This window comes from Egicoccus halophilus (assembly GCF_004300825.1).
GTDB lineage: Bacteria > Actinomycetota > Nitriliruptoria > Nitriliruptorales > Nitriliruptoraceae > Egicoccus > Egicoccus halophilus.
Genome location: NZ_CP036250.1, coordinates 1,814,102 through 1,839,785, shown reverse-complemented (window position 1 = coordinate 1,839,785; position 25,684 = coordinate 1,814,102). Strand labels below are relative to the sequence as shown.

Below are 25,684 nucleotides of genomic sequence, written 5' to 3'. Positions count from 1 at the left end.
CTACGGGCGTTGGATCTACTCGCCCCGGCGGTCCTACTGCAGGCGTGCCGCGGCGACGGCGTAGGCGATGAGATCGCGACGAGGGGCGATGCAGAGCACCTCGACCTGCTGGACATCGGTGTTGGATGGCAGCAGTCGGTACACGAGTCGGAGCGCGGGACCGAGGTTGGTGCCGTCGGGGGCGATCTCGTCGGGACCGGACTTCACCTTCCTGCAGGTGGAGAGGTCGCCTGTGCCAGGATGGTCGGTGAGCCAGTCGCCGAGGAGCGGATCGCCTGGCAGCGACGTGATCACCTGACGTGCTTGCTCGAAGGCTTCCGCCCCGAACCGCTCACGGACACGCCGGAGGTCGGCGGGCACATCGTCATGCCACCGCAGCGGCAGGCTCACGCCGGCTCGTCCACCGCCGCGAACAGGTCATCGACGGTGCCCTCGGTGAACCGGTCATCTGCGAGCCGGTCGCGGACCATCGCGAGCGCTCCGAGCCGTTCGAGTTCCTCGAGTTCGCGCACGGCAGCCTCCTGCTGCTCGTAGCGCTCCCGCGACAACAGCACCGCCTCGTCGCGGCGGTGGGAGCCGAAGTGAACCGGCTCACTGTGCGGCGCGCTCCGCAGGGCCGCCAGGATCGACGGCAGCGAGGAACGGACCTCTTCCATGCCCTTGACGTCGGCCATAAGCGCTCCTCCCAGGACATCCCGTACGGGTAAGCGGACGACAAGACGTACGGTACAGGCTGCCACGCAAGAGCGACCCGATGCTGGGTGGCCGCCCTCCTGGCCGCCCCCACCTGCCTGACGCCGCGCTCGGTGAGACGATCACCACCCTGGCCGAGGGCTGGACCGGCACCGCCGAGGAGCTGATCGAGGCGGCCCAGCCGCTTGCCTGCTGACGGCCGTAGGTGATCCCGTGCCGAGCTGGTCCCGCGCACGCTGACGGTCGTTGACGCAGCGTGACCAACTGACCGCCATCGGGCACTTGATCGGAACACGCCTGGAACGCAGAGAACCGGCCGCCAAGGGCCGGTTCTCTGGTGTTCGCTTGTGTCAGTCGCTGTCAGACTGGCAGAGGCGGGGACGGGAATCGAACCCGTGATAAGGGATTTGCAGTCCCCTGCCTTACCACTTGGCTACCCCGCCGGGGGCGGGCGCAGGGTAGCGGCCACCGGGCCTCACGACACATCGGCGGTGCGCGCGCCGGTCAGACCCGGTCGAAGCCCCCCGCGCCAACCGGGGTCCTCGCTGGCCAGCACGGCCAGCGTCCCACGCCCCCGACTCGAGCCGATCCACCACGACACGCCCACCGCCGCGCCCCACACGAGCAGTCCCAGCGCCGGGCCCGGCCGGCTCCAGGCCTCGTCGACCTGGCGCGGGTCCACGTGCCGCCACGGGCCGGGCCGGCCGACCTCGATCGTCGTGCGGCTGTCGAGCCGCTTCGCACGCCCGTCGACGACCTGCCGCCAGTCGGGATCGACCGCCCAGGTGGCGGGCAGGACGCTGGTGTCCTCGCGGGCCGCCCGGACGCTGGGACTGCTGAGCGCCCGCCACACGCCGCGACGGGTGTACCGCCACGAGCTGCGCCTCCAACCGACCGCCACCGGTGCCTCCTCGTCGCATCCCGGCGCTGCGGACGGTCTCAGGCCGCCTCGCGCAGCGCCGCGAGCAGCCGACGATAGCTCTCCAGCCGTGCCGGGTGGAGCGTCGTGTCGCGGAGCACGCAGCCGGGCTCGCCCTCGTGCAGGCAGTCGTCGAGTCCGCAGTCGAGCGCCGCCAGCTCCGGGAAGTGGTCGGCCAGCTCCTCGGGGCGCAGCGTCCCCAGGCCGAACGAGCGCACGCCGGGCGTGTCGACCAGCCAGGCGTCCAGGGCCGGGATCAGCATGGCGCGCGCCGACACGGTGGTGTGGCGCCCGCCGAAGCGCCCGATCTCGCCCACCGCGCGGCCCGCCTCTGGCACGAGCCGGTTGAACAGCGAGGTCTTGCCCACCCCGGAGTGGCCCGTGAACGTGGTCCAGCACCCGGTGAGGACCTGCGCCAACGCGTCGAGGCCTTCGCCGGTCTCGGCCGAGGTGACCTCCACCCGGACCCCCATCGCCTCGTAGCGCGCGGCCACCTCGGCGACGGTGCTGCGGTCCTCGACCAGGTCGACCTTGTTGATGCACAGCACCGTGTCCATGCCGCCGACCGACGCCGCGACCATCACGCGGTCCAGAAACCGGGTGCCGACGTCGAGGTAGTCGGCGGCGAGCACGACCGCGACGGTGTCGGCGTTGGCCACCACGACCCGCTCGTCGTCGAGCGCGTCGTCGGCGGTCCGCAACAGGACGGTCTCGCGCGCCAGCAGTTCGACGATGCGGGCCTCGTCGGTCTCGTGCCGCGGCGGGCGGACGCGAACGCGGTCACCGACGACGAGCTTGGTGCCGCGCATCGCGCCGGAGAAGCGGGCGGGCAGGATCTCCCCCTCGAACAGCACCCGGACCTGGCCCTTGTCGACCGCGACGATGCGACCCTCGTCGTAGTCCTCGATCCGGTCCTTGGCGGCCTGCGACAGCGGGTCGGAACGACGGCGCTGGGAGAGGAGGTGGTGGTCCTCCTCCCATTCGTCCTCGAGGGATTCGATGTCGATGCGTGGCATGGGCTGCATCCTGCCACCTGCCGCTCCCCCGGCCCACTTCGCGCGCGTCCCCACCACGCCGGCCGACGGTGCTGACCGCACCATCGGCCAGGCCCCCCGACCCAGGGCCGGAGGAACGCGACACGACGCGAACACGGTAGCGTCCGGCGCGACGTCGACCTGGAGGTCGTAGCAGGTGCCCAACGCCAGCGCCGGGGACGAGATGTTCGACTACGCACGGGCCGCGGTCGAGGCCGCCCTGGCCGCCGGTGCGACCTACGCCGACGCGCGGGTGGTGATCCGCCGCCAGGAGCGCATCGCCGCGCACAACGGCGAGGTGGAGTCGGTCACCCACGCCGAGGACGCCGGTGTCGGCGTGCGGGCGCTGATCGGATCGTCGTGGGGATTCGCGGCGACCGGGGAGCTGACCGACGTGGCGGCGAAGAAGGCCGGCGCCGAGGCGACCGCCACGGCGAAGGCGTCGGCGCTGGTGCCCGGCGCGGCGATCGAGCTCGCGGACGTGCCGGTGGCGCAGGACGTCTACGAGACCCCGCACGCGGAGAACCCGTTCGACGTGCCGCTCGGGGACAAGGTCGATCTGGTCGTCGGTGTGACCCGCACGATGTCGGAGGTCGAGGGCATCGCGGTCGCGACCGCCCATCTCGGCTTCTGGGACACCGACAAGTGGTTCGTGTCCTCGCAGGGCCACCGCATCCACCAGCACCTGGTCGAGGCCGGCGGCGGCATGGACGCGACCGCGGTCGGCGAGTCGGAGACCCAGCGGCGCAGCTACCCGCAGTCGTTCGGGCACTACGAGACCGGCGGTTACGAGGTGATCCGCCGGTTCGACCTGCCGGGCAACGCGGCACGCATCGCCGAGGAGGCGGTCCAGCTGCTGAGCGCACCGGACTGCCCGGCCGGCGAGATGGACCTGGTGCTCGAGTCGAGCCAACTGGCGCTGCAGATCCACGAGTCGGTCGGCCACGCGATCGAGCTCGACCGCATCCTGGGCTGGGAGGCCGCGTTCGCCGGCACCAGCTTCCTCGACCTCGAACAGCTCGGGAGCCTGCAGTACGGCTCGGAGCTGATGAACATCACCGCCGACGCGACCATCCCGGGTGCGCTGGCGACCTTCGGCTACGACGACGAGGGAACGCCCGCCAGGGCGGTCGACATCGTCCGCGAGGGCACCTGGGTCGGGGTGCTCTCGGGCCGCGACACCGCACACCTCGCCGGGCTCGAGCCGGGCGGGATGGTGCGCGCGGACGGCTTCAACCGGCTGCCGATGGTGCGCATGACCAACGTCGGGCTCAAGCCGGGCGAGGGCAGCCTGGACGAGATCATCGCGGACACCAGGCGCGGCGTGTACCTGGCCACCAACCGGTCGTGGTCGATCGACGACCGACGGCTCAACTTCCAGTTCGGCTGCGAGATCGGTTGGGAGATCGTCGACGGCAAGCTGGGTCGGATGGTGAAGAACCCGACCTACACCGGGATCACGCCGCGGTTCTGGGCGTCGCTGGACCGGCTCGCCGGCGAGGACGAGTGGGTCCCGTGGGGCGTGCCCAACTGCGGCAAGGGCCAGCCGATGCAGGTCGGTCACACCGGCCATCCCGCCTCCCCCGGGCGGTTCACGAACGTCCGTGTCGGCGTGAAGGGTTGAGACGATGACGACCGACGAGCACCCCGTCCGTGACCTGACCGATCTGCAGGCACTCGCCGACCGCGTGGTCGAGCTGGTGCGGACGAGCCCGCGCGCGCAGCACGCGACGGTCGAGGCCAACGTCCTGGTCGGCCGCACCCGCCACGGCCTGACCCGGTTCGCGAACTCGTTCGTGCACCAGCACGTCGGCGAGGACACGGTCTCGGTCGCGCTGACGTTGGCGGTGGACGGACGCACCGCGACGGCGGCGACGACCGACACCCGCGACGACGCCCTGCGCTCGCTGATCGCCTCGACGCTGGACTCGGCCTCGTTGCAGCCGGTCGACCCGCACTGGCCGGGGGCGACGCCGCCGGCGCCGGTCACCCGGGAGGGCAACTTCGACGCGGCGACGGCCGACGCGCGTCCCGAGGAGCGCGCCGAGCGGGTCAAGGCGTTCGTGGACGCCGACCGCGACCTGCGGGCCGCGGGCTACCTCGACACGGAGGCGACCTGGGCCGCGTTCGCTTCGACGGCCGGGCAGCGCGTCGTCGGGCGTACGTCGCGCGCGACGGTCGACGGCATCCACCAGACGGGGTCGTCGGCGGGCTCGGCGCACCAGACCTCGCAGCGGTTGACCGAGCTGGACGCGGCGGCGGCCGGTGCGCTGGCGGCCGACCGTGGCCGACGCTCGGCCGAGTTCGTCGACGTCGACCCCGGGATCTACGAGGTGGTGCTCGGCCCGGAGGCGGTGGCGACGATCCTGACGTTCCTGGGCGTGTACGGCTTCAACGCCAAGATGCACCTCGAGGGGGGTTCGTACGCCAAGATCGGCGAACAGCAGCTCGACGCGCAGCTGACGATCCTCGAGGACCCGGACGACCCGCGCTCGGTGGCACTGCCCTTCGACAACGAGGGCACCCCGCGCCGGACCTACCCGCTGGTCGAGGCGGGCGTCACCCGCAACCTCGCCCACGACCGCCGCACGGCCAGGCGCGCCGGGACACAGACGACGGGCAGCGCGGTCCCGGGCGGCGCCGGGTTCGGCGCGGTGCCGACGACGATGCGCCTGGTGGCGGGCACCCCACCGGCCGAGCAGCTGGTCGCCGACGTCGGGCGCGGTCTGCTGGTAACCCAGTTCCACTACTGCCGGGTGCTCGACCCGAAGACGTTGGTGGTGACGGGGCTGACCCGCAACGGCACGTTTCTGGTCGAGGACGGTGAGGTGGTCGGCGCGGTCGGCAACCTGCGGTTCACGCAGTCGTTCGTGCAGGCCCTGGCGCAGGGGCAGGTCGCCGCGATCGGCAACGACGACCGCTACGCCGACGCGGAGTTCGGTCCGGGCGCGGTGATCGCGCCGTCGCTGCGACTCAAGGCGTGGAACTTCACCGGCGGTGCACGCGGATGACGCTGCGGCGGTTCTCCCGGGCGCTGGTCACCGGCGCGTCGTCGGGCATCGGCACCGAGTTGGCCCGACAGCTCGCGGCGCGCAACGTCGCCACCGTCCTGGTCGCCCGCGACGAGCAGGCCCTGACGGCGCTGGCCGACGAACTGCGCGCCTCGGCGCCCGACGGTCCCGGCCGGGACGTCGAGGTGCTGGCCGCCGACCTGACCGACGAGACGGACCTGCGCCGGGTGTGCACGCGTCTGCAGGACCGTGACGCGCCGATCGACCTGCTCGTCAACGACGCCGGCACGGGACAGGTGGGACCCTTCGCCGAGCTCGACGTCGACGAGGCCGAGCAGTCGGTCCGCCTCAACGTGCTCGCGCCACTACGGCTGACCCACGCGGCGTTGCCGTTGCTGCGCGAGCGGCAGGGGGCGGTGCTCAACGTGGCGTCGGTCGCGGCGTTCGAGCCGGTCGCGAACATGGCCACCTACGCCGCCACCAAGGCGTTCGTCTCGAGCTGGTCGCAGGCGCTGCACGAGGAGCTGCGTTCCACCGGGGTGACGGTCACCGCCCTCGCCCCGGGCTTCACCCGGTCCGGCTTCGTCGACGCCGCCGACGCCAACGAAATCGCCGCGCGCATCCCCGGCTTCGTGTGGGACCGGCCGGGCGACGTCGCCCGGGCCGGCCTCGACGGCGTGGCCCGCGGACGCGCCCTGGTGCTACCGAGCTGGTGGTACCGGGTCGGGGTGACCGCGACGACGCTGACCCCCACCCGGCTCACCCGACGCATCGTCGGCGAGGTCACCCGCCGGCTGCGCTGAGCCGGCCCCGCGGTCGGGAGCACGCCTTCGTCGGTCCGCGGGTGGGCGGTCCGACCGGCGCGCCCGGGCACGGCAGGGACTAGCGTCGACCTCGACCTCGACCGCCAGACGTGGGAGCACGAGATCATGGGAGCCGATGCGATCGAAGGCCTGCTCGACGAGTCGCGCACCTTTCCCCCACCGCCGGAGTTCCAGGCGAACGCGCTGGTCACCGGCGCGGAGATCTACGACGACGCCAACGCCGACTTCGAGGGGTTCTGGGCCCGCGAGGCCGCCCAGCTGGACTGGTCCCGGGAGTGGGACACGATCCTCGACTGGCAGCCGCCGCACGCGAAGTGGTTCGTCGGCGGCCAGCTCAACGTCGCGCACAACTGCCTGGACCGCCACGTCGAGGCCGGTCACGGCGAGCAGGTCGCCTACCACTGGGAGGGTGAGCCGGGCGACACCCGCACGATCACCTACCAGCAGCTGCTCGACGACGTCCAACGCACCGCGAACGCCCTGAAGGAGCTCGGTGTCGGCAAGGGCGACCGGGTCGCGATCTACCTGCCGATGATCCCCGAGCTGCCGACGATCATGCTCGCCTGCGCCCGCATCGGCGCGATCCACTCGGTGGTCTTCGCCGGCTTCTCCTCGGCCGCGCTGCGCGACCGCATCAACGACTCGTCGTGCAAGCTGCTCGTCACCGCCGACGGATCGTGGCGACGCGGCAACGTGTTCCCGCTCAAGGACAACGCCGACGAGGCGCTGGCCGAGACCGACTCGATCGAGCACGTCCTGGTCGTGCGCCGGACCGAGAACGACGTCGCGATGACCGAGGGCCGCGACGTGTGGTGGCACGAGCTCGTGCCCGGGCAGTCCACCGAGTGCCCGCCCGAGCCGATGGACGCCGAGGACCTGCTCTACCTGCTCTACACCTCGGGAACGACCGGCAAGCCCAAGGGGATCATGCACACGACGGGCGGGTACCTGACGCAGGTCGCGTTCACCCACCGGTACGTGTTCGACCTCGAGCCGGACACCGACGTCTACTGGTGCGCCGCCGACATCGGCTGGGTGACCGGTCACAGCTACATCGTGTACGGCCCGCTCGCCAACCGCGCCACGAGCGTGATGTACGAGGGCACGCCCAACCACCCGGCCGAGGACCGGTTCTGGGAGATCGTCGAGAAGTACGGCGTCACGCAGCTCTACACCGCCCCCACGGCGATCCGCTCGTTCATGAAGTGGGGCGACGAGCACCCGGCGCGACACGACCTGTCGAGCCTGCGCCTGCTCGGCACCGTCGGTGAGCCGATCAATCCCGAGGCGTGGATGTGGTACCGCGAACAGATCGGTGGCGGTCGCTGCCCGATCGTGGACACCTGGTGGCAGACCGAGACCGGCGCGATCATGATCGCCCCGCTGCCGGGGGCCACGACCACCAAGCCCGGTTCGGCCACGTTCCCGCTGCCGGGCATCTCGGCCACGATCTACGACGACCGCGGCAACGAGGTCGGCGTTCCCGGCGGTGGCTACCTCGTGCTCGACCGTCCGTGGCCGTCGATGCTGCGGGGCATCTGGGGCGACGAGCAGCGGTTCGCCGACACGTACTGGTCGCGCTTCGGCGGCGGGATCTACTTCGCCGGGGACGGGGCCAAGCGCGACACGGACGGCTACTTCTGGCTGCTCGGTCGGGTCGACGACGTCATGAACGTCTCCGGCCACCGGATCTCGACCACCGAGGTCGAGTCGGCCCTGGTGAGCCACCCCTCGGTCGCCGAGGCCGCGGTCGTCGGCCGTGCCGACGCACAGACCGGGCAGGCCATCGCCGCGTTCGTCACGCCGCGCGGCAACGTCGAGGGCGACGAGGCACTGGCGAAGGAGTTACGTGAGCACGTGGCGAAGATGATCTCGCCGATCGCCAAGCCCGCGTCGCTGCTGTTCACCGCGGACCTGCCCAAGACCCGGTCGGGGAAGATCATGCGGCGCCTGCTCAAGGACATCGCCGAGGACAAGGAACTCGGCGACACCACGACGCTGGCCGACGCCGGGGTGGTCGACACCATCAAGGGCCGCTACCTCGACCAGCCCAAGGACTGACGCCGTTCGGTCGGGGCGCCCCCGCCCCGACCGGCCGCTCCCCCGGTTGGGTGTGTCCTTCCACACCCGACGAAGGGAGCACGGACATGGCGATCAGCGAAGTGCTGCGCGACCACGGCGACGACCTGCGTGTCGACCTGCTCGCGAAGGTGGTCGAGGCCGCACTGGACTGTGCCGGTCACTGCACGGCCTGCGCCGACGCCTGCCTCGAGGAGGGCGACCCGGGCCTGGTGCGCTGCGTACGTTCCGACCTCGACTGCGCCGACATCTGCGCGGCCACGGCGAAGGTCGTCGCCCGCGCCGGCGCGTCCGGGGCGCCGTGGTTGGAGCTCGTGCGGGTCTGCGCCGAGGCCTGCCGTGCCTGCGCCGAGGAGTGCGAGCAGCACGCCGAGCACCACGACCACTGCCGCGCGTGCGCCGAGGCCTGCCGCCGGTGCGAACAGGCCTGTCGGGACCTGCTCGACGCCGTCGCCTGACCGGTGGCGGACATCTGGCGCTCCCTGACCGCGCAGCTCGGTGCCGGCGCGGGCGAGCTGGTGGCGGTGCTGGTCTCGGTCCTGGCGATCTACGCCTGGGTCGTGCTCGCCAACCGGCTGCTCGGCCTGCGCAGCTTCGCGAAGCTGTCGGCGTTCGACTTCGCGATGACCGTCGCGGTCGGCTCCATCATCGCCGGCGTCGCGCTCGGCAACGCCCCGGTGGCGTCCGGGCTGGTCGCGGTCGCGGTGCTGTTCTTCTCGCAGTGGGCGATCGCCAAGCTGCGGCAGCAGAGCCGGTTCGACCGCACGGTCGACAACGAGCCGCTGCTGCTGATGCACGAAGGACAGGTGATGCACGAGGCGCTGGCCGCCGCCCGCCTGACGCCCGACGACCTCACCGCCAAGCTGCGGGCCGCCAACGTCCTCGACCCGGCCGAGGTCCATGCCGTGGTCTTCGAGACGACCGGGGACATGACGGTGCTGCACGGCAAACAGCCCCTGGACCCGTCGCTGCTGAACGGTGTCCGCCGCGCCTCCGAGCATCCCCGGACGTGATCCCGTCCCCGCCTGCCCCCGTGGTGCCCTGACGTCGTGTCGGCCCCGACGTGGACATGCCTCGGCTCCCGCGACCGCGCGCGTCGCGGCGGGACGTATCCTCCCGCGGCTCGGTCCTGCCCGGGACCGCCTCGCTGATCGTCGGAACCGTGCAGGGCCGCCATGACCGTTCCCGCCGCGCTGGTCCCCGACCGTTCCGCCCGGCTCGCCGTGACGGCCGCGTTCCTGGCCAACGGCGCGGCGATGGCGTCGTGGATCGCCCGCATCCCCGACGTGCGCAGCGGGCTGGGCATGAGCGAGGCGACGCTCGGGATGGTCCTGCTCGGCATGGCGCTGGGCACGATCGTCGCCCTGCCGCTGGCCGGCGGCCTGGTCGCGCGCATCGGCAGCCGGGCCGTCACCGTCACCGGCGCGATCGGCATCGTGGTCGTCCTGCCGCTGCTCGGGCTGGCACCCTCGCCGTGGTCGCTGGCGGCGACGCTGGCCGCCTTCGGCGCGTCGGTGAGCACGATGGACATCGGCATGAACGCCCAGGGCGTGGGCGTCGAGCGCGGCTACGGGCGCTCGATCCTGGTCGGGCTGCATGCCGCCTGGAGCGTCGGCAGCCTGCTCGGCGCGCTGGCGGCCACCGTGGCGGTGCGGGCACGGGTACCGGTCGAGGTGCATCTCACGGTGGTCGCCCTGGTCGTCGCCGCGACCGTGGCGGTGCTCGCGCGCTGGCTGCGGGTCCGCGACCGGGCCGTGGCGGGGACCTCCTCACCGCGCTTCGCCCTGCCACGCGGCGCGCTGGTGCCGGTCGCGCTGATCTGCTTCGCGTCGGCGCTCGGTGAGGGGACCGCCAGCGACTGGAGCGGGATCCACCTCGACGACGTCGTGGGGGTCGCCCCCGAGCGGGTGACCTGGGGCTACGTGGCCTTCACCGCCGCGATGACCCTCGCGCGACTGCTGGGCGACCGGGTGACCCGGCGGTTCGGCCCTGCGGCGGTGGTCCGTGCCAGCGGCGCGGTCGCCGGCCTCGGGTTCGTCCTGGTCACGCTGGTCCCGACGCTGCCGGCCGCGGTCGCCGGCTTCGCCCTGGCCGGCGCCGGGCTGGCCCCGATCGTCCCGCTGTGCTTCAGCGCCGCCGGCCGCCTCGCCCGCTCGCCGGGCGAGGGAGTGGCCGCCGTCGCCACGATCGGCTACGGCGGGTTCCTGGCCGGCCCCCCGCTGATCGGCGTGCTAACCGAACAGCTCGACCTGCGCGTGCCGCTGTTCGCCGTCGGCGTGTTCGTCCTCGTCATGACGCTGCGCCCGGCCGTCGTCGCCGCCGAGGCGGCGCCCGTCGAGGCAGGTGAGCGCTAGAGCTCGCCCTTCTCGCGGGCCTCGTCCACCAACCGGCCCACGTTGTCCACGTCACCCGGGGTGCCCTCCAGCAGGCGGTTGCGGACCGCGAGGAAGGCGCGACCGAGCTCGGCGCGCTCGTCGTCGCCGACGTTCTCCCGGGCCGCGTTGAGGATGTCGCGCTCCTCCTCGTCGATGTGGTGGTTGAGCGCCTCGACGAGCTCCTCGAGCTTGTCCTCGAACGTGTCGTGGTCGTCGACGTCGGCCACCTCGAGCAGTTCGAGCAGGGCCTCGTGGCCCTCGCTGTGCTCCTCGGAGCCGTGCTCGATCTCCTCGGCCTCCTCGGGCGCCTTGCGGCGCAGTGCCGGGTAGACCTCCTGTTCCTCGGCCTCGGCGTGCGCCACGAGCAGGTCCGCGAGCTGCCCGCGCAGGGCGGCGCGGTCCTCCTCGCGGTTGCGCAGCAACCGGAACAGCCGCTCGAACTCGCGGTGGTCGGCGAGGATCAGACCGACGACGTCCTCGGTGTCGGCGGTGCTCGCGCCTGCGTACTGCTGACTCACGGGTGCTGCTCCCTGCTCGCGGGCGCCGGAGTGCGCCCTGCCGCCGGTCATCCTCCCAGAGCACCGTGCGAGCGGCGGACCGTCCGTCGCGACCGGACGGACACCGACACGTTGCCCGCGACGTCGCGGGATACCGTGCCAACAATCCTGACACGTCGCTGAAGTCCCCGCTGAGGCGACCGACCGGATGTCGGAACTCGACTTCGCCCGCTGAATTGGTTGCCGGCACCGCCGGCGGAGCAGACGGATCTCGCTCGTGACCCTCGCCCTCGCCGTCGGCGCCGTGTTCGTGCTCGCCGCACTGACGCCGCTGCTCGTCCGCCTCCTCGACCGCAACGCCGGCTATCTCGGCGGCGCGGTGCTGCTCGCCGTGGCGGGCTGGATCGGTGTCCAGGCTCCGGCCGTGCTCGACGACGAGCACGTCACCCAGTCGCTGGCCTGGCTGCCCGACGCGGGCATCGACTTCGCCCTGCGCCTCGACGGTCTGGCACTGCTGTTCTCGATGATCGTGCTGGTCGTCGGGGCGATGGTGCTCGCCTATGCGGCCCGCTACTTCGGGCCGGACAGCCCCAAGACCGCCCGCTACCTGTCGTTGCTCACCCTGTTCGCCGGCGCGATGCTCGGCCTGGTGCTCGCCGACGACGTGCTGCTGCTGTTCGTGTTCTGGGAGCTCACCAGCGTCTCGAGCTTCTTCCTCATCGGTGGGCTGGGCGAGGGCAAGCAGGGCGCGACCCGGGCGTTCCTCACCACCGGGCTGGGCGGGCTGGCGCTGCTGGCCGGCGTGACGCTGCTCGCGGTCGCCGCCGGCACGGGGTCGCTGCACGAGATCCTCGCCTCGCGCGAGACGATCCTCGCGTCGGGCGTGGCCTCCGCGGCGATCGTGCTGCTGCTGCTGGCGGCCTTCACCAAGTCGGCGCAGTTCCCGTTCCACTTCTGGTTGCCCGGGGCCATGGTCGCCCCGACGCCGGTGTCGACCTACCTGCACGCCGCGACGATGGTCAAGGCCGGCATCTACCTGCTGTTCCGGTTCACCCCGCTGTTCGGCGGCGTGCCCCTGTGGCAGGTCACGCTGGTGCTGGTCGGCATGGGCACGGCCCTGTTCGGCGCGGTCGTGGCCACCAAGCAGAACGACCTCAAGGCGCTGCTGGCCTACTCGACGATCAGCCAGCTCGGCCTGATGGTCGGCATCATCGGCATCGGCACGTTCTACGCCCTGGCCGCCGCCAGCCTGCACGTGCTCGCCCACGCGCTGTACAAGGCCGCGCTGTTCATGACCGTCGGCATCGTCGACCACGAGGCCGGCACCCGCGACCTGCGCCGGCTCGGCGGCCTGCGTCGGACCCTGCCGCTGACCGCGCTGGCCGGTGGCCTCGCCGCCGCCTCGATGGCCGGCATCCCGCCGCTGCTCGGGTTCGTGTCGAAGGAGGAGATCTTCGCCGCCTTCCTCGAGGCGAACGACCCGGCCTGGCTCGGGGTCGTCGGCATCGTCCTGGCGGTGCTGGCCAGCATCGGCACGGTGGCCTACAGCGCCCGCTACTACCTCGGCACGTTCGAGGGACCGGAGCGCACCCACGCCCACCGGGCACCGCGCTCGTTCGCTGCGCCCGCGGCGCTGCTCGGCCTGCTCGGACTCGGCCTGTCGGCGGTCGTCGGCCGGTTCGACCCGCTGGTCGACGCGGTCGGCGTCGTCACCACCGGCAACCACGAGTCGCACATGCACCTCGCGCTGTGGCACGGGTTCGGTCTGCCGCTGCTGCTGTCGAGCATCGTGCTCGGCCTCGGACTCGGCGCCGTGCTGCTGCGCACCCGCATCGAGACCTGGCAGCAGCGGATCACGCTCCCGCGCGGGGCCGACGTCTTCGACCGGATCTACGACGGGGTGCTGGCGCTGGGCACCCGGGTCGGCAGCCCCTCGGTCCCCCACGGCGCGGCCTTCTACCTGATGCCGGTGGTCCTGACCCTCGCCACCGTCGGCGTCGCCAGCACGTTGCGGGTCGGCACCGACGGGCTCGGCGACCCGGCCCCGTGGCTGGCGGCCGACTGGGCGATCGTGGTGCTGCTCGCCGCCGCCATCGTCGGCACCGTCCAGGCCCGCAGCCGCCTCGCGGCCATCGCGACCCTCGGCATGGCCGGGTTCACCGTGGCCGGCTGGTTCATCCTGCTGGGCGCGCCGGACCTGGCGCTCACGCAGATCCTGGTCGAGACGCTGTCGGTCGCGCTGTTCGTGGTCGTCTTCCGCCGCCTGCCCTCGACCTTCCCGAAGGTCAGCCAGGTGCGCAAGGTCACCGCGGCGGTCGTCGCCGTCGTCGTCGGCACGCTGGTCGGCGTCGGCACCTACCTGTTCACCGGCCGCCGTGAGCTGTCCGAGGTCGGTGCCCAGTTCCTCGCCGACGGCGAGGGGCTCACCGGCGGCGCCAACGTCGTCAACACGATCCTGGTCGACTTCCGTGCCCTGGACACCCTCGGGGAGATCACCGTGCTGGCCGTCGCCGGCGCCGCCATCTTCTCGCTGGTCCGGTTGTCCTCGCGCAGCGCCGTACCGCGTCCCGGCGTCGACGGCGAGCCGCTGACCCCGACCCAGTGGGGCGGCATCGGCGTGATCGACAGCCCGATCCTGCGCACGTGCGCCAGCCTGCTCGCCCCCGCGATGGTGCTCGCCTCGCTGTGGCTGCTGCTGCGCGGCCACGACGCGGTCGGCGGTGGCTTCATCGGTGGCCTGGCCGTGGGCGCCGCGGTCGTGCTGCTCTACCTCGCCCGTGGCCACCAGCGCATCTGGCAGAGCCGCCTGCTGCGGACCCTGCCGCTGGTCGGTGTCGGGCTGCTCGTCGCCGTCGGCTACGGCGTGGGCGGCCTGGTGTCGACCGGCGCCTTCCTCGACGGTGCGAAGTGGTACCTGCCCTTCCTGCCCTTCCACCTCGAGGTGGCGGCGTCACTGGTGTTCGACATCGGCGTGTACCTCGTGGTGGTCGGCCTGGTGGTCGCCATCGTGCGCCACCTCGGCCAGGGCATCCCCGAGCCGCCGCCGGACCCCAACCGCATCGGCATCCCCACGTGGGCGTCCGACGCCGGCGAGACCCGTCCCCGCGACCGCCAGGTCCTCCCGCCGGCCCGACCGGGCCACTCCGCGGACGCCCCCGCGTCGCCTGCCGAAGACCACTCCTACAGCACGGCCGGCCCTTCGGGCCGACAGGAGCACCAGTGACCGCCGCGATCATCGTCGGCCTGCTCGCCGCCGGCGGGACCTATCTCGTGATGCAACGCGGCATCGTCCGCGTCGCGATCGGGTTCGGCCTGCTCGGGCACGTCGCCACCACCATCCTGGTCACCTCGGGTGGCATCGCCCGCCGCGGGGTGCCGTTCATCGGCGAACCCGGCACGCCCGCCGACCCGCTGCCGCAGGCGTTCGCCCTCACGGCGATCGTGATCTCGTTCGGCATCACCGCCTTCCTCCTGACTCTCGCGTTCCGCGGGCGTGACGTCCTCGGACACGACGACGTCGAGGATCTCGAGCAGTCCGACGAGGACGACCTCGACGAGTACGCCCTGCCTGCCCACGCCACCCCGGAGGAGCGCCCGTGAGCGCCCTGCTCCCCCTCCCCTTCGCGCTGCCGCTCGTCGCGGCCGCCCTGGGTCTGCTCTTCCGCAGCCAGCGGGCGGTGCAGCGGGTGATCACCGCCGCCCTGCTGACGACGCTGGTCGTCTTCGGCGGGGCGCTGGTCGCCGCCACCTCGGGCGGGCGGGCCGTCGCGGTCGACATCGGCAACTGGCCGGTCGAGCTGGCGATCGCGTTCGCCGCCGACGGGTTCTCCGCGCTGGTGCTGCTGACCGTCAGCGTCTCGGCGGTGCTCGCGCTGGTGTTCGCCGTCAGCCGCGGCGAGGACGCCCACCCACTGTTCCACCCGATGGTGGCCGTCCTGCTCGCCGGCGTGCTCGGTTCGCTGCTCACCGCCGACCTGTTCAACCTGTTCGTCACCTTCGAGGTGATGCTGATCGGCAGCTACGTGCTGCTCACCCTGCGCGGCGGTCGCCGCCAGGTCCGCGCCGGCGTCATCTACGTCACGGTCAGCCTGCTCGCCTCGACCACGTTCCTGGTCGGGATCGCCCTGCTGTACGGCACGGCCGGCACGGTCGCGTTCGCCCAGCTGTACGGCGTGGTCCAGACCACCCCGACCGCGGCCGTCGGCGCGTCGATGATCGCCGCCGCGATCGCCGTCAAGGCCAGCCTGGTACCGATGCACGCCTGGCTGCCTCGCACCTACGTGCAGGCCGGTCCCGGCGTCACCGCGCTGTTCAGCGGCCTGCTGACCAAGGCGGGCGTGTACGTGCTGTTCCGCCTCTACAGCGTGCTGTTCGCCGGCGACCCGGGCTACCGCAGCCTGTGGTTGGCCGTCGCCGGCGTCACGATGGTGGTCGGGGTGCTCGGCGCGGTCGGCCGCGGGGACATGCGCGGCATCCTCGCCTACCACATGGTCAGCCAGGTCGGGTACCTGATCCTGCCGCTGGGTCTGTGGAGCCTGGCAGGGGTGACCGCCGGCATCGTCTACCTGATGCAGTACGTGCTGGTGAAGGGGGCGCTGTTCGTGGCCGTCGGCGCGGTCGAGACGCTGACCGGGACCGGCAAGCTCCAGGAGCTCGGCGGCATGGTCCGGACCCGACCCTGGCTGGCGCTCGGGTTCCTGTTCCCCGCGCTCGCCCTGGCCGGCATCCCGCCGACGTCCGGCTTCGTCGGCAAGTACCTGCTGATCCGGGCCGCCTTCGTCGACGCGCACTGGGTGGCGGGCGGCGTGGCCGTGCTGGTCAGTCTGTTCACGCTGCTGTCGATGGTGAAGATCTGGAACGGGGCGTTCTGGGGCGAGCTGACCGACCGCTCGCGTCAGGAGCCGGCCGGCCGGGCGCTGGGCCTGCGGCCGGTACCTGCCGGTGGCGCCGGGGACAGCGAACCGCCGGTCGCCCGGGCCCCGTCGAACCGTCGGGTGGCCGGCATGGTCGGTCCGACCCTGCTCGTCGCCGTGGCCGTGTTCGTGCTCGGCATCGGCGCCCAGCCCCTGATCGAACTGGTCGAACCGGCAGCGCAGTCGCTGCTCGAGCCGACCGCCTACCTGGAAGCGGTGAGGTCCCTGTGAAGCGCGTGATCGGCGTCCTGCGCCGCCTGCCCTACATCGTCTGGGCCCTGCTGGTCTTCCTGTGGGCGCTCGTGCTCTCCAACGTCCGCGTGGCCTGGGAGGTCCTCACCCCGGGCCTGTCCATGACGCCGGCCATCGTGCGGGTCCCGACCCGGACCCGATCCGACTGGGAGACCACGTTGCTGGCGAACATGATCACCATGACGCCGGGGACGCTGTCGATCGAGGTCGACGAGGACACCCGCGACCTGTACGTCCACACCCTGTACTACGAGGGACGCGAGGCCTTCCTGGCCGAGATCGCCAGCCTCGAGCGCACGTTGCTGAAGGCCACCCGATGACGCTGATCGACCTCGGACTCGCCGTGCTGGCGCTGTCCTTCGCCCTGGGCATCGTCCGGGCCGTCCGCGGCCCGAGCGTGGCCGACCGGGCGATCGCCGCCGACCTGTGCCTGTACGCCATCGTCGGGGCCATCGCCCTGCTGACGCTGCGCACCACCTACCGGGAGTTCCTCGACGTCATCCTCATCGCGACGTTGCTCGGCTTCCTCGCCACCATCTCCCTCGGGGCCCTCGTCGGAAGGCGCGACTCGTGATCCTCGACCTCATCGGCGCCGTCCTGATCGGGCTGGGCATCTTCCTCGTGCTGCTCGCCGGCATCGGCCTGCTGCGCTTCCCGGACGTGTTCATCCGCTCCTCGGCCACCACCAAGGCCGCCGGCCTGGGTATCGCGCTGGTGCTCGCCGGCACCGCGTGCGCGATCGGGACCGGCGAGGCCGCCGTCAAGATGGGCATCGCCATCGTGCTGCAGTTCATCGGCGCGCCGGTCTCCGGCCACGTCATCGCCCGCGCCGCCTACCGCGCCGGGACCCCGCTGTGGGACCGGACCACGGTCGACGACCTGCAGGGCTTCGTCGAACGACCCCACGAGCTCGAGGCGCGCTGAGGTCGGTCGTCCACCTCGACGGCCCCGTCCGCACCCCGGTGCGGACGGGGCCGCTGAAGTTCGGGTGAAAGTTCCCGGGTACGTCGCGGCAGACGGCCGGGAGGCCGGGACCTCGGTTCCCGGCTCCGGGAAGCTCCGCTAGGTTCGCAGGCCACCGCGACCCCGAGGTCGGTGACCGGCAGCTCGACGGGCACCGGCCGGCAGCTGCCCTGCCTGCCACGGACGTCGTCTCCCCTCACCCACCGTGCTCGCTCCCGGAGGCCGATGAGCCCCCAGGCTTCGCTGTTGCCGCTCGCCGCTGTCGGCGTGCCGGTGTTGACCGCCGTGGCGATCCTCGTGACCCGGCGGCTGCCGGCCGTGCGCGACGCGCTGCTGGTCGTCGGCGCCGTCGCGACCCTCGCGGTCGTCGCGCCGCTGGTCCCGGCCGTCCTCGCCGGTGAGGTCCCCACCACGTCGTTGGGGCAACTCGTGCCCGGCGTGGAGCTCTCGCTGCGTGCCGACGGCATGGGTCTGCTGTTCGCGCTGCTCGCCGCCTTCCTGTGGGTGCTGGCCGGCTCGTACGCGATCGGGTACATGCGCGGCGACGCCGCCCGCAACCAGACCCGGTTCTACGCCTTCTACGCGCTGTGCCTGTCGACCGCGTTCGGGGTGGCGTTCGCCGGGGACCTGTTCACGTTCTTCATCTTCTACGAGCTGCTGACGATCGCGACCTATCCGCTCGTCACCCACAAGGGCGACGACAAGGCGATCGCGGCCGGTCGGCTCTACCTCGGCATCCTGCTCTCGGGCGGCGTCCTGGTCCTCGCGGCCATCCTGCTGACCTGGGCCAACGTGGGCGAGCTCGCGTTCACGCCGGGAGGGCTGGTCGGCGACACGATGGGCGACGGGCTGACCATCCTGGTGTTCGCGCTGTTCGCCGCCGGGTTCGCCACCAAGAGCGGCATGATGCCCGTGCACCGCTGGCTGCCTGCCGCGATGGTCGCTCCGACCCCGGTCAGTGCCCTGTTGCACGCCGTCGCGGTCGTGAAGGCGGGCGTGTTCGCCTTCGGACGCGTCGTCGGGTTCGTGATCGGGCCGGACGTCCTGCTCGGGCTGGGCGTCCAGGGCTGGTTGTCCGTCGTCGCCGGCGTGACCATCGCCGTGGCCAGCGTCGTGGCCCTGCGCCAGGACCACCTCAAGCGACGGCTCGCGTACTCCACGATCGCGCACCTGTCGTTCATCGTGCTCGGCTTCTCGTTGCTGTCCCCGACCGCCTTCGAGGGTGGGCTGCTGCACATCGTCAACCACGGTCTGCTCAAGATCACGCTGTTCTTCTGCGCCGGCGCGATCCACATCGCCGCGCACAAGGACCATGTCAGCGAGCTCGACGGCATCGGCCGCCGGATGCCGTTCACGATGCTCGCGTTCGGTCTGGCGTCCTACGGGCTGGCGGCTCTGCCACCGATGGGTGGCTTCGTCAGCAAGTGGTACCTGACGCTCGGCGCGCTCGACGCCGACCAGCAGGTCTACGCGGCGCTGATCGCCGGCTCCGGGCTGTTCACCGCCGGCTACCTGTTCCCGGTCGTCTACCGCGCCTTCTTCAAGCCGCTGTCCGACGAGGCGCGCGCCCATCCCCACGGGGAGGCCTCGCCGCTGATGGTGGTGCCACTGTGTGTCACCGCCGTGACCGGGCTGCTGCTCGGTCTGGGTGACCTCGGCGGGGTGTACTCGATCGCGGCCGACGTGGCCGCCGCCGTGACGGGAGGTGCGCCGTGAGCCGATCGCGCATCTGGATGGTCACGGGCGCGGCGTTCGTCGTCGTGCTCCTGCTCGACCTCGTCGTGCAGTACGCCCGCTTCCCCGGCTACGGCGCACTGCTCGGCTTCGGCGGCTGCTACCTGCTGGTGTACGTCGCGAAGTTCCTGGGCCAGAACGTCCTGCAACGCCGCGAGACCTACTACGCCGACGACGTGATCCCCGACGACCAGCGCGACGTGCGTCCCGACGTCTCGCCGCAGGTCGGCGGGCGCGGCGGCGTCGGCGGCGGCGCCACCGGCGAGGGCGGACGTCCCGCGGCCGGCGAGCGGAGGCCGGGCTCCGGCGAGGGAGGCGGCGCCCGTGGCTGACCTGCTGCTGCACCCCGTGCTGCCGATGCTCGTCGGGGCCGTGCTCGTGCGCGTGCTGCCGCGGGTGATCGGCAACGTCGTGATGTTGCTGGCACCGGCGGTCGCCCTCGCGCAGGTGTGGCTGCTCGAACCCGGCACCACCGTCACCGTGCCCTGGCTGGCGTGGGAGCTCGAGGTGCTGCGCGCCGACACGCTCTCGCGCCCGTTCGGGATCATCTTCGCGATCGCCGCCGTCTGCGCCGGCCTGTACGGCATGCGGACCCAACAGGCCTCCGAGCGGACCTCCGCACTGGTCTACGCGGGCGCGGCGATGGGTGTCGTGCACGCCGGTGACCTGGTCACGTTCTTCGTGTTCTGGGAGATCAAGGCGATCGCCAGCACGCTGGTGATCATGGCCCGCCGCAACGCCCGCTCGGGCCGCTCGGGCATGCGCTACCTGTTCGTCCACGTGCTGGGCGGCAAGTTGCTGCTGGCCGGCATCCTGTGGCACTACACGGCCACCGGATCGCTGTCGTTCGAAGCGTTCGAGCCCTCGGCCGGCACGATCCTGATCCTGCTCGCCTGCCTGCTCTCGGCCGCCGTGCCGCCCCTGCACGCCTGGCTGCCCGACGCCTACCCGGTCGCGACCGTGGCCGGCACGGTGTTCCTGTCGGCCTACACCACCAAGGCGGCGGTCTACGCGCTGGCCCGCGGGTTCCCCGGCTGGGAGCCGCTGGTGTGGCTCGGCGTGTTCATGGCCGTCTACGGCGTGACCTACGCCATCCTCGAGAACGACATCCGTCGGCTGCTCGCCTACCACATCGTCAGCCAGGTCGGCTTCATGGTGACCGGTGTCGGCATCGGCACCGAGGTGGCCATCAACGGCACCACCGCGCACGCCTTCGCGCACATCCTCTACAAGGCGCTGCTGCTGATGGGTACCGGCGCCGTGCTCTACGCGACCGGTCGCAGCAAGGCGAGTGCGCTCGGCGGGATCGCCAACCGCATGAAGCTCGTCCTGGGCCTGTACCTGGTGGGGGCGCTCAGCATCTCGTCGCTGCCGTTCCTGTCCGGCTTCGTGTCCAAGGAGCTGGTCGTCGAGTCGGCCTACGTCGACGAGCGCGCCCTGGTGGTGCTGATCCTGCAGATCGTGTCGGTCGGTACGTTCCTGTCGACCGGGCTCAAGCTCCCCCACGCCGCCTGGTTCGGCAAGGACGGCGCCGGCCCGCGCAGCAACGACGAAGGCCACCCCGTCCACGTCGCCCCCGTGCCGCACACCATGATCGCGGCCATGGGCATCGTCGCCGCGCTCAACCTCGCCATCGGTCTGCTGCCGAACCTGCTCTACGACCTGATGCCCTACGCCGTCGACTACAACGCCTACTCGCTGGGCAAGGTGCTGGAGAAGACCCAGATCCTGCTGTTCACCGCGCTCGCGTTCTTCCTGCTGCTGCCCAAGCTGGCGGCCAAGGCGATGATCACCGTGGACACCGACTGGGTCTACCGCCGCCTGCCGCTGCTGGTGGGCGCCGTCGGTCGCCGCGAGCGCACCGACGCGCCACCGGTCGAGCACGCCGCCCCGTCGCGGCCACGCGTGGCCGCGCGCTTCGAGGACGCCCGCACGTCCGCCCTCGCCCGCTTCGGGCGGGGCGGTGACGGGCCGCCGCCCGTGGCCGCCACCTGGACACTCGGGTCGGTGCTGCTCGCGGCCGGGATCGTGCTGTTCCTGCTCAGCGTGGTGCCGTCATGACCCGACTGCGCGCTCCGGTGCTGTTCGTCCTGCTGCTCGGGTTCTGGATGCTGCTGTCGTGGCGGCTGGACCCTCTGTTCGTGGTCATGGGCGTGGGCTCGGCCGCGCTCGTGACCTGGTTGAGCCGGCCGCTGCTCGACGCGGTGCTCGGTGCCCCGCCCGAGGACGAGGACCGTGCCGTCGAGCACGCGTCGCGGCACGTCAACCTCTGGCACCTGCTGCGCTACTCGGTGTGGCTGATCGGCCGGCTGCCGCCGGCCGGTCTGCACATCCTGCGGGTGGTGCTCGACCCGCGGGTACCGCCCCGCCCGGGCGTGGCGCGCTTCCGCACCAACCTGTCCTCCCCCGCCGCCCGCACCATGCTGGCCACGTCGATCACGATGGTGCCCGGCACCATGACCCTCGACGTCGACGGCGACGAGTTCACCATCCACGCCTTCACCCCGACCGCGGTCGCCGACCTCGCCAATGCCGCCACGCAGCGGCGGATCGCGAAGGTCTTCGGCGACCCGCCCGACGACCCACCGACCATCGTGTGGGACGAGCGGCGCCTGCAGGCGCCGGTCGACCCCGACGACCTCGGAGGCCGCTGATGGGTGAGCTCGACCTGTTCCTCGTCGGCGTGCTGCTGGTCGTCGCGGCACTGATCGCGCTGGGGTTGACCCGGGTGTGGTCGGGGCCGACCGTCTTCGACCGCCTGGTCGCCGTCGCGCTGGTGTCGGTCAACGGTGTGGTCGTCATCGTCGTGTTGGGCTTCGTGCTCGGTCGGCCCGGGTTCTTCCTCGACATCGCGCTCGGCTTCATGCTGCTGGCCTTCCTGCTGCCGATCGCGCTGGGGCGGTACTTCCAGGGCCGCGAGACCCGCGACCGGGAAGCGGGGGGCCGATGAGCTGGATGCTGCTGGTGTCCACCCCGCTGATCGTGCTCGGGATGCTGTTCCTGATCGCCTCGACCGTGGGGCTGCTCAAGCTGCCGGACCTGTACACCCGGGCCCACGCCGTCGCGAAGTCGGAGACGCTGGGGCTGCTGCTGCTGTTCGTCGGCCTGCTGTTCCGCCCCGAACTGGAGATCGACGCGAGCTTCCGCCTCGCGTTCGTGCTGGTCGCCTCGCTGATCCTCAACCCGACCGCCGTCCACGCGTTGGTGCGTGCCGCCCACCGTTCGGGGGCCCTGCCGGTGCAGACCGTCGACCAGCAGGCGGCCGAGACCGAGATCACCGAGGCGCTCGGCGGCCCACCCGGCCCGCACGGCCCGCACGGCCCGGACGACGAGGAGGAACGCGCGTGATCGTCCCCCTCGACATCGTCCTGTTCGTGATCCTGATCGCCACGGCGTTCCTGGCCCTGCACGTCAAGGACCTGCTCGCCGCCGTCGGCCTGCTGTCGGCCTACAGCCTGTTCGCGGCGTTGCTGTTCGCCGGGCTGAGCGCCCTGGACGTCGCACTGGTCGAGGCGGCGCTCGGCGCCGGTCTGACCGGGGTGCTGTTCATCGCGGCGATCCTGGCCACCACCCGCCGTTCGGCGCCCCGGACCGACTCCCGTCGGCGCCTGGTCGTGATCCCGCTCATCCTCGGCTTCGTCGGCCTGATGCTCTACGCCAGCGTCGACCTGCCCGACCGGGGCGATCCGGACGCCCCGGCACACCAGGGCGTCGCCACCGCCTACATCGAAGGGTCGCTGGAACAGACGCAGACCCCCAACGTGGTGACCGCCATCCTGGCCGACTACCGCTCGCAGGACACCCTCGGCGAGACGCTCGTGATCGTCACCGCCGCCCTGTCCGCGGCGCTCGTGCTGGTCCGACGCGGGGACGACGAGGACGAGGACGAGGTCGCGGTCGGCAGCACCGATGCCCGTGACGGCACGGGCCCGACCGGTGGGCCTGTCCCGACCGACGACGCGGGGCCGACCGACGACGTGGAGGGCGAACGATGACCGGCGCCTATCCCTCCGAGGTCGTCCGCGTCATCTGCGCGGTGGCCAGCCCCTTCATCGCCCTGTTCGGCCTCTACGTGATCGCCCACGGTCACTACGGACCCGGTGGCGGGTTCGCCGGCGGTGTGTTCGTAGCCGTCGGGGCGATCCTGCCCCGCCTGACCATCGACGAGCGGCTGGCCTACCGGCTGATCCCGCCGGCGGCCGGCCCGCTGACCGCCGGCATCGGGCTGCTGGCGTTCCTCGTCGTCGCCGTGCTGCCGCTGTTCGCCGGTGGGGCGTTCCTCGACTACGGCGCGCTCGAGATCCCCGGCATGGAGCCGGCCCGGGTGCGCTACCTCGGGATCCTCGTGGTCGAGGTCGCCGTCGGGCTGGCCGTCTTCGGCGCGATGGTGCTGATCTTCGACACGATCACCGGACGGAGCGAGCGATGATCGAACTGTTCCTCGCGCGCTACATCTACGTCCTGGTCCTGGCACTGCTCGCCATCGGGCTGTACGGCATGCTCGCCAAGGGTGACCTCGTGAAGAAGGTCATCGGCATGACCATCTTCACCACCGCGATCTACCTGTTCTTCATCGAGGGCAGCGTCCAGGAGGGTGCGACCGCCCCGATCATCGACCCGGCGTTGGGCTCGGACCCGGCGCAGTACGTCGACCCGCTGCCCCACCTGCTGATCCTGACCGCCATCGTGGTCGGTGTCGGCGTCGTCGGCGTGGCCCTGTCGCTGCTGGTGCGCCTCTACCGCGCCCACGGCACGCTCGACGAGGCCGTGATCGCCGACCGGCTCTCCGGCCGGGCCGATCCCATCGGCGCGCCGACCGAGGACACCCGCCCCGACGACCAGACGGGGCGCTGACGTGGGCAACCTCCCGATCCTGATCCTGCTGCCCCTGCTCTTCGGAGCGGTCCTGGCGATGATCGCCGGGTTGTGGCGCCCCGCCGCGGCCCAGGTCATCGCCGTCGTCGCCACCGCCTGCTCGCTGGTCCTGTCGGTCGTCGGACTGGTCCGCGTCGCGCCCGACGGTCGGATGACGCACGACCTCGGTGGCTGGTCGCCCCAGATCGGCATCGAGTACGTGCTCGATCCGCTCTCCGCCTACCTGTGCGTCATCATCGCGCTGGTCGGCCTGCTGGTGAGCATCTATCCGGTGTCGGCCGCCTTCAACCTCGCGCCCCGGCGCGGCGCCCCGCTGTACCCGCTGGCGCTGCTGCTGCTGACCGGGTTGACCGGCGTCGTGCTCAGCGGCGACCTGTTCCACCTGTTCGTGATGCTCGAGATCTACGCGATCGCGACCTACGGGCTGGTGTCGCTGGGTGGCGACCGGGGGGTGCTGGCCTCGCTGCGCTACCTGCTGCTCGGCACGATCGGCAGCGGCCTGTACCTGCTCGGGGTCGGGTTCCTGTACTTCTCCACCGGCACCCTCAACATGGCGGACATGGCGGAGCTCCTGCCGCCGCTGGCCGAGTCGCCCACCGTGCTGGGCGCGATGGCGTTGATCGTCATCGGGCTCGCGCTGAAGATGGCCCTGTTCCCACTGCACGTGTGGCTGCCCGACGCCCACAGCTACTCCCCGCCGGGCGTTGCGGCGCTGCTCGCCGCCGTGCAGGTCAAGGCCGGCGCCTACGGACTGGTACGGATCCTCTACGACGTGTTCGGTCCGGCCTACGGCGGTGGCACCGAGCTGCCGGTCGCGACGGCGCTGGTGTGGTTCGGGCTGGCCGGCATCCTGGTCGGCTCGATCCTCGCCATCCAGCAGACGGACCTCAAGCGGCTGCTGGCCTACTCCACCGTGGCGCAGCTCGGCTACATCGGCGTCGGCATCGGGCTCGCCAACCCGTTGGCGCTGGTCGGCGCCCTGCTGCACGTCCTCAACCACGCGGTGATGAAGAGTGGGCTGTTCCTCGTCGCCGGTGGCGTGATCCAGCAGACCGGGCTGAAGACCATCGCGAAGTTCGCCGGACTCGGCAAACGCATGCCGCTGACCATGACCGGCTTCGCCATCGCCGGCCTGTCGATGGTCGGCATCCCGCCGACGGCCGGGTTCTTCAGCAAGTTCTACCTCGTCTGGGGCGGCATCGAGACCGGCAACTGGGCGGTCTTCGTGGTCGTGGTGTCGTCCAGCCTGCTGACCGCCGTGTACTTCCTGCGCCTGTTCGAGCAGATCTTCGTCCGCGAGCCCGAGCTCGAGGTCGTGGCCAACGCCCGGGAACCGGGCCCGCGGGTGGTGGGCACGGTGGCGGTGCTCGGCGCGGCGGTGCTGCTGATCGGCCTGTTCAACGCGGTGATCGTCGACAACGTCCTGATGCCGGTCGCCGACCGCCTGCTGGGCTGATCTGCGCCGGACACCAACACTTCCGTCGCATACGCGGGAAACCGCCAGCGAACCGGTCC

Annotated in this window: 29 protein-coding genes and 1 tRNA gene; 24 read left to right on the top strand and 6 right to left on the bottom strand. The window is 71.9% G+C overall.

The features are described from left to right. Positions 1–33: 33 nt before the first annotated feature. On the bottom strand, positions 34–390 hold the full coding sequence (locus ELR47_RS08165) for a hypothetical protein (protein WP_130649449.1): 357 nt from the start codon (positions 388–390) through the stop codon (positions 34–36). Continuing rightward, complete coding sequence (locus tag ELR47_RS08160; protein WP_130649448.1) at positions 387–674, bottom strand: hypothetical protein; 288 nt, start codon at positions 672–674, stop codon at positions 387–389. The genes ELR47_RS08165 and ELR47_RS08160 overlap by 4 nt, the downstream gene beginning before the upstream one ends. Before the next feature lie 80 nt (positions 675–754). On the opposite strand from ELR47_RS08160, the gene ELR47_RS19105 reads away from it, so the two are divergent. Continuing rightward, positions 755–889: a hypothetical protein gene (locus ELR47_RS19105; protein WP_268234449.1), complete on the top strand. Its 135-nt coding sequence runs from the start codon at positions 755–757 to the stop codon at positions 887–889. A gap of 176 nt (positions 890–1,065) precedes the next feature. Here the strand turns inward: ELR47_RS19105 and ELR47_RS08155 are convergent. The 3 genes from ELR47_RS08155 to rsgA all read right to left on the bottom strand — a co-directional run bounded on the left by ELR47_RS08155 (position 1,066) and on the right by rsgA (position 2,628). Further along, positions 1,066–1,136: transfer RNA gene (locus tag ELR47_RS08155), tRNA-Cys, on the bottom strand. Between the two features lie 32 nt (positions 1,137–1,168). Continuing rightward, on the bottom strand, positions 1,169–1,594 hold the full coding sequence (locus ELR47_RS08150; RefSeq protein WP_130649447.1) for a hypothetical protein: 426 nt from the start codon (positions 1,592–1,594) through the stop codon (positions 1,169–1,171). A 38-nt stretch (positions 1,595–1,632) separates the two neighbouring features. Next, the gene (gene rsgA, locus ELR47_RS08145; RefSeq protein WP_165403945.1) at positions 1,633–2,628 is read right to left on the bottom strand and encodes a ribosome small subunit-dependent GTPase A; all 996 of its coding nucleotides are present in this window, start codon (positions 2,626–2,628) and stop codon (positions 1,633–1,635) included. A gap of 202 nt (positions 2,629–2,830) precedes the next feature. Between rsgA and ELR47_RS08140 the strand changes: the two genes are divergently transcribed. From ELR47_RS08140 to ELR47_RS08110, 7 genes are all read left to right on the top strand, one after another. Continuing rightward, positions 2,831–4,270, top strand: coding sequence for a TldD/PmbA family protein (locus ELR47_RS08140; RefSeq protein WP_130651277.1), 1,440 nt, complete (start codon positions 2,831–2,833; stop codon positions 4,268–4,270). 4 nt (positions 4,271–4,274) lie between these two features. Continuing rightward, positions 4,275–5,657 carry a TldD/PmbA family protein gene (locus ELR47_RS08135; RefSeq protein ID WP_130649445.1) on the top strand — a complete coding sequence of 461 codons (1,383 nt, stop codon included), beginning with the start codon at positions 4,275–4,277 and terminating at the stop codon, positions 5,655–5,657. Beyond that, positions 5,654–6,460 carry an SDR family NAD(P)-dependent oxidoreductase gene (locus ELR47_RS08130; RefSeq protein ID WP_130649444.1) on the top strand — a complete coding sequence of 269 codons (807 nt, stop codon included), beginning with the start codon at positions 5,654–5,656 and terminating at the stop codon, positions 6,458–6,460. Before ELR47_RS08135 ends, ELR47_RS08130 begins: the two co-directional genes overlap by 4 nt. A gap of 126 nt (positions 6,461–6,586) precedes the next feature. Continuing rightward, the gene (gene acs / locus ELR47_RS08125; protein ID WP_130649443.1) at positions 6,587–8,542 is read left to right on the top strand and encodes an acetate--CoA ligase; all 1,956 of its coding nucleotides are present in this window, start codon (positions 6,587–6,589) and stop codon (positions 8,540–8,542) included. 86 nt (positions 8,543–8,628) lie between these two features. After that, positions 8,629–9,018, top strand: a complete 390-nt coding sequence (locus ELR47_RS08120) for a four-helix bundle copper-binding protein (RefSeq protein WP_130649442.1) — start codon at positions 8,629–8,631, stop codon at positions 9,016–9,018. A gap of 3 nt (positions 9,019–9,021) precedes the next feature. Next, on the top strand, positions 9,022–9,573 hold the full coding sequence (locus tag ELR47_RS08115; protein ID WP_205745513.1) for a DUF421 domain-containing protein: 552 nt from the start codon (positions 9,022–9,024) through the stop codon (positions 9,571–9,573). A gap of 162 nt (positions 9,574–9,735) precedes the next feature. Then, positions 9,736–10,914: an MFS transporter gene (locus ELR47_RS08110; protein WP_130649441.1), complete on the top strand. Its 1,179-nt coding sequence runs from the start codon at positions 9,736–9,738 to the stop codon at positions 10,912–10,914. Here ELR47_RS08110 and ELR47_RS08105 read toward each other — a convergent pair. Beyond that, positions 10,911–11,453 (bottom strand): hemerythrin domain-containing protein, encoded by a 543-nt coding sequence (locus ELR47_RS08105; protein ID WP_205745512.1) that lies wholly within the window; start codon positions 11,451–11,453, stop codon positions 10,911–10,913. The genes ELR47_RS08110 and ELR47_RS08105 overlap by 4 nt on opposite strands. 256 nt (positions 11,454–11,709) lie before the next feature. On the opposite strand from ELR47_RS08105, the gene mbhE reads away from it, so the two are divergent. The 16 genes from mbhE (at position 11,710) to ELR47_RS08025 (ending at position 25,625) form a co-directional block, all read left to right on the top strand. Then, positions 11,710–14,655 (top strand): hydrogen gas-evolving membrane-bound hydrogenase subunit E, encoded by a 2,946-nt coding sequence (mbhE, locus tag ELR47_RS08100; RefSeq protein WP_130649439.1) that lies wholly within the window; start codon positions 11,710–11,712, stop codon positions 14,653–14,655. Then, the gene (locus tag ELR47_RS08095) at positions 14,652–15,032 is read left to right on the top strand and encodes a sodium:proton antiporter (protein WP_130649438.1); all 381 of its coding nucleotides are present in this window, start codon (positions 14,652–14,654) and stop codon (positions 15,030–15,032) included. The genes mbhE and ELR47_RS08095 overlap by 4 nt, the downstream gene beginning before the upstream one ends. After that, entirely contained in the window at positions 15,029–16,576 is a 1,548-nt protein-coding gene (locus ELR47_RS08090; protein WP_130649437.1) for a monovalent cation/H+ antiporter subunit D family protein, read from the top strand. The genes ELR47_RS08095 and ELR47_RS08090 overlap by 4 nt, the downstream gene beginning before the upstream one ends. Continuing rightward, complete coding sequence (locus ELR47_RS18280) at positions 16,573–16,917, top strand: Na+/H+ antiporter subunit E (protein WP_165403944.1); 345 nt, start codon at positions 16,573–16,575, stop codon at positions 16,915–16,917. The genes ELR47_RS08090 and ELR47_RS18280 overlap by 4 nt, the downstream gene beginning before the upstream one ends. Next, positions 16,914–17,171, top strand: a complete 258-nt coding sequence (locus tag ELR47_RS08080) for an MrpF/PhaF family protein (protein ID WP_130649436.1) — start codon at positions 16,914–16,916, stop codon at positions 17,169–17,171. Before ELR47_RS18280 ends, ELR47_RS08080 begins: the two co-directional genes overlap by 4 nt. After that, the gene (gene mnhG, locus ELR47_RS08075) at positions 17,168–17,521 is read left to right on the top strand and encodes a monovalent cation/H(+) antiporter subunit G (protein WP_165403943.1); all 354 of its coding nucleotides are present in this window, start codon (positions 17,168–17,170) and stop codon (positions 17,519–17,521) included. The genes ELR47_RS08080 and mnhG (ELR47_RS08075) overlap by 4 nt, the downstream gene beginning before the upstream one ends. Positions 17,522–17,785: 264 nt before the next feature. Next, positions 17,786–19,276 (top strand): complex I subunit 5 family protein, encoded by a 1,491-nt coding sequence (locus ELR47_RS08070; protein WP_130649434.1) that lies wholly within the window; start codon positions 17,786–17,788, stop codon positions 19,274–19,276. Then, entirely contained in the window at positions 19,273–19,626 is a 354-nt protein-coding gene (locus ELR47_RS08065; RefSeq protein WP_130649433.1) for a hypothetical protein, read from the top strand. Before ELR47_RS08070 ends, ELR47_RS08065 begins: the two co-directional genes overlap by 4 nt. Further along, the gene (locus tag ELR47_RS08060; protein WP_130649432.1) at positions 19,619–21,355 is read left to right on the top strand and encodes a Na(+)/H(+) antiporter subunit D; all 1,737 of its coding nucleotides are present in this window, start codon (positions 19,619–19,621) and stop codon (positions 21,353–21,355) included. Before ELR47_RS08065 ends, ELR47_RS08060 begins: the two co-directional genes overlap by 8 nt. Continuing rightward, positions 21,352–21,948 carry a Na+/H+ antiporter subunit E gene (locus tag ELR47_RS08055; protein ID WP_130649431.1) on the top strand — a complete coding sequence of 199 codons (597 nt, stop codon included), beginning with the start codon at positions 21,352–21,354 and terminating at the stop codon, positions 21,946–21,948. Before ELR47_RS08060 ends, ELR47_RS08055 begins: the two co-directional genes overlap by 4 nt. Beyond that, complete coding sequence (locus ELR47_RS08050; protein ID WP_130649430.1) at positions 21,948–22,244, top strand: monovalent cation/H+ antiporter complex subunit F; 297 nt, start codon at positions 21,948–21,950, stop codon at positions 22,242–22,244. The genes ELR47_RS08055 and ELR47_RS08050 overlap by 1 nt, the downstream gene beginning before the upstream one ends. After that, entirely contained in the window at positions 22,241–22,642 is a 402-nt protein-coding gene (mnhG, locus tag ELR47_RS08045) for a monovalent cation/H(+) antiporter subunit G (protein WP_205745511.1), read from the top strand. Before ELR47_RS08050 ends, mnhG (ELR47_RS08045) begins: the two co-directional genes overlap by 4 nt. Further along, on the top strand, positions 22,639–23,289 hold the full coding sequence (locus ELR47_RS08040; RefSeq protein WP_130649429.1) for a DUF4040 domain-containing protein: 651 nt from the start codon (positions 22,639–22,641) through the stop codon (positions 23,287–23,289). The genes mnhG (ELR47_RS08045) and ELR47_RS08040 overlap by 4 nt, the downstream gene beginning before the upstream one ends. After that, the gene (locus tag ELR47_RS08035; RefSeq protein WP_130649428.1) at positions 23,286–23,723 is read left to right on the top strand and encodes an MnhB domain-containing protein; all 438 of its coding nucleotides are present in this window, start codon (positions 23,286–23,288) and stop codon (positions 23,721–23,723) included. The genes ELR47_RS08040 and ELR47_RS08035 overlap by 4 nt, the downstream gene beginning before the upstream one ends. Next, positions 23,720–24,148 carry a cation:proton antiporter subunit C gene (locus ELR47_RS08030; RefSeq protein ID WP_130649427.1) on the top strand — a complete coding sequence of 143 codons (429 nt, stop codon included), beginning with the start codon at positions 23,720–23,722 and terminating at the stop codon, positions 24,146–24,148. Before ELR47_RS08035 ends, ELR47_RS08030 begins: the two co-directional genes overlap by 4 nt. Position 24,149: 1 nt before the next feature. Beyond that, entirely contained in the window at positions 24,150–25,625 is a 1,476-nt protein-coding gene (locus tag ELR47_RS08025; RefSeq protein WP_130649426.1) for a complex I subunit 5 family protein, read from the top strand. The last annotated feature ends 59 nt before the right edge of the window (positions 25,626–25,684 follow it).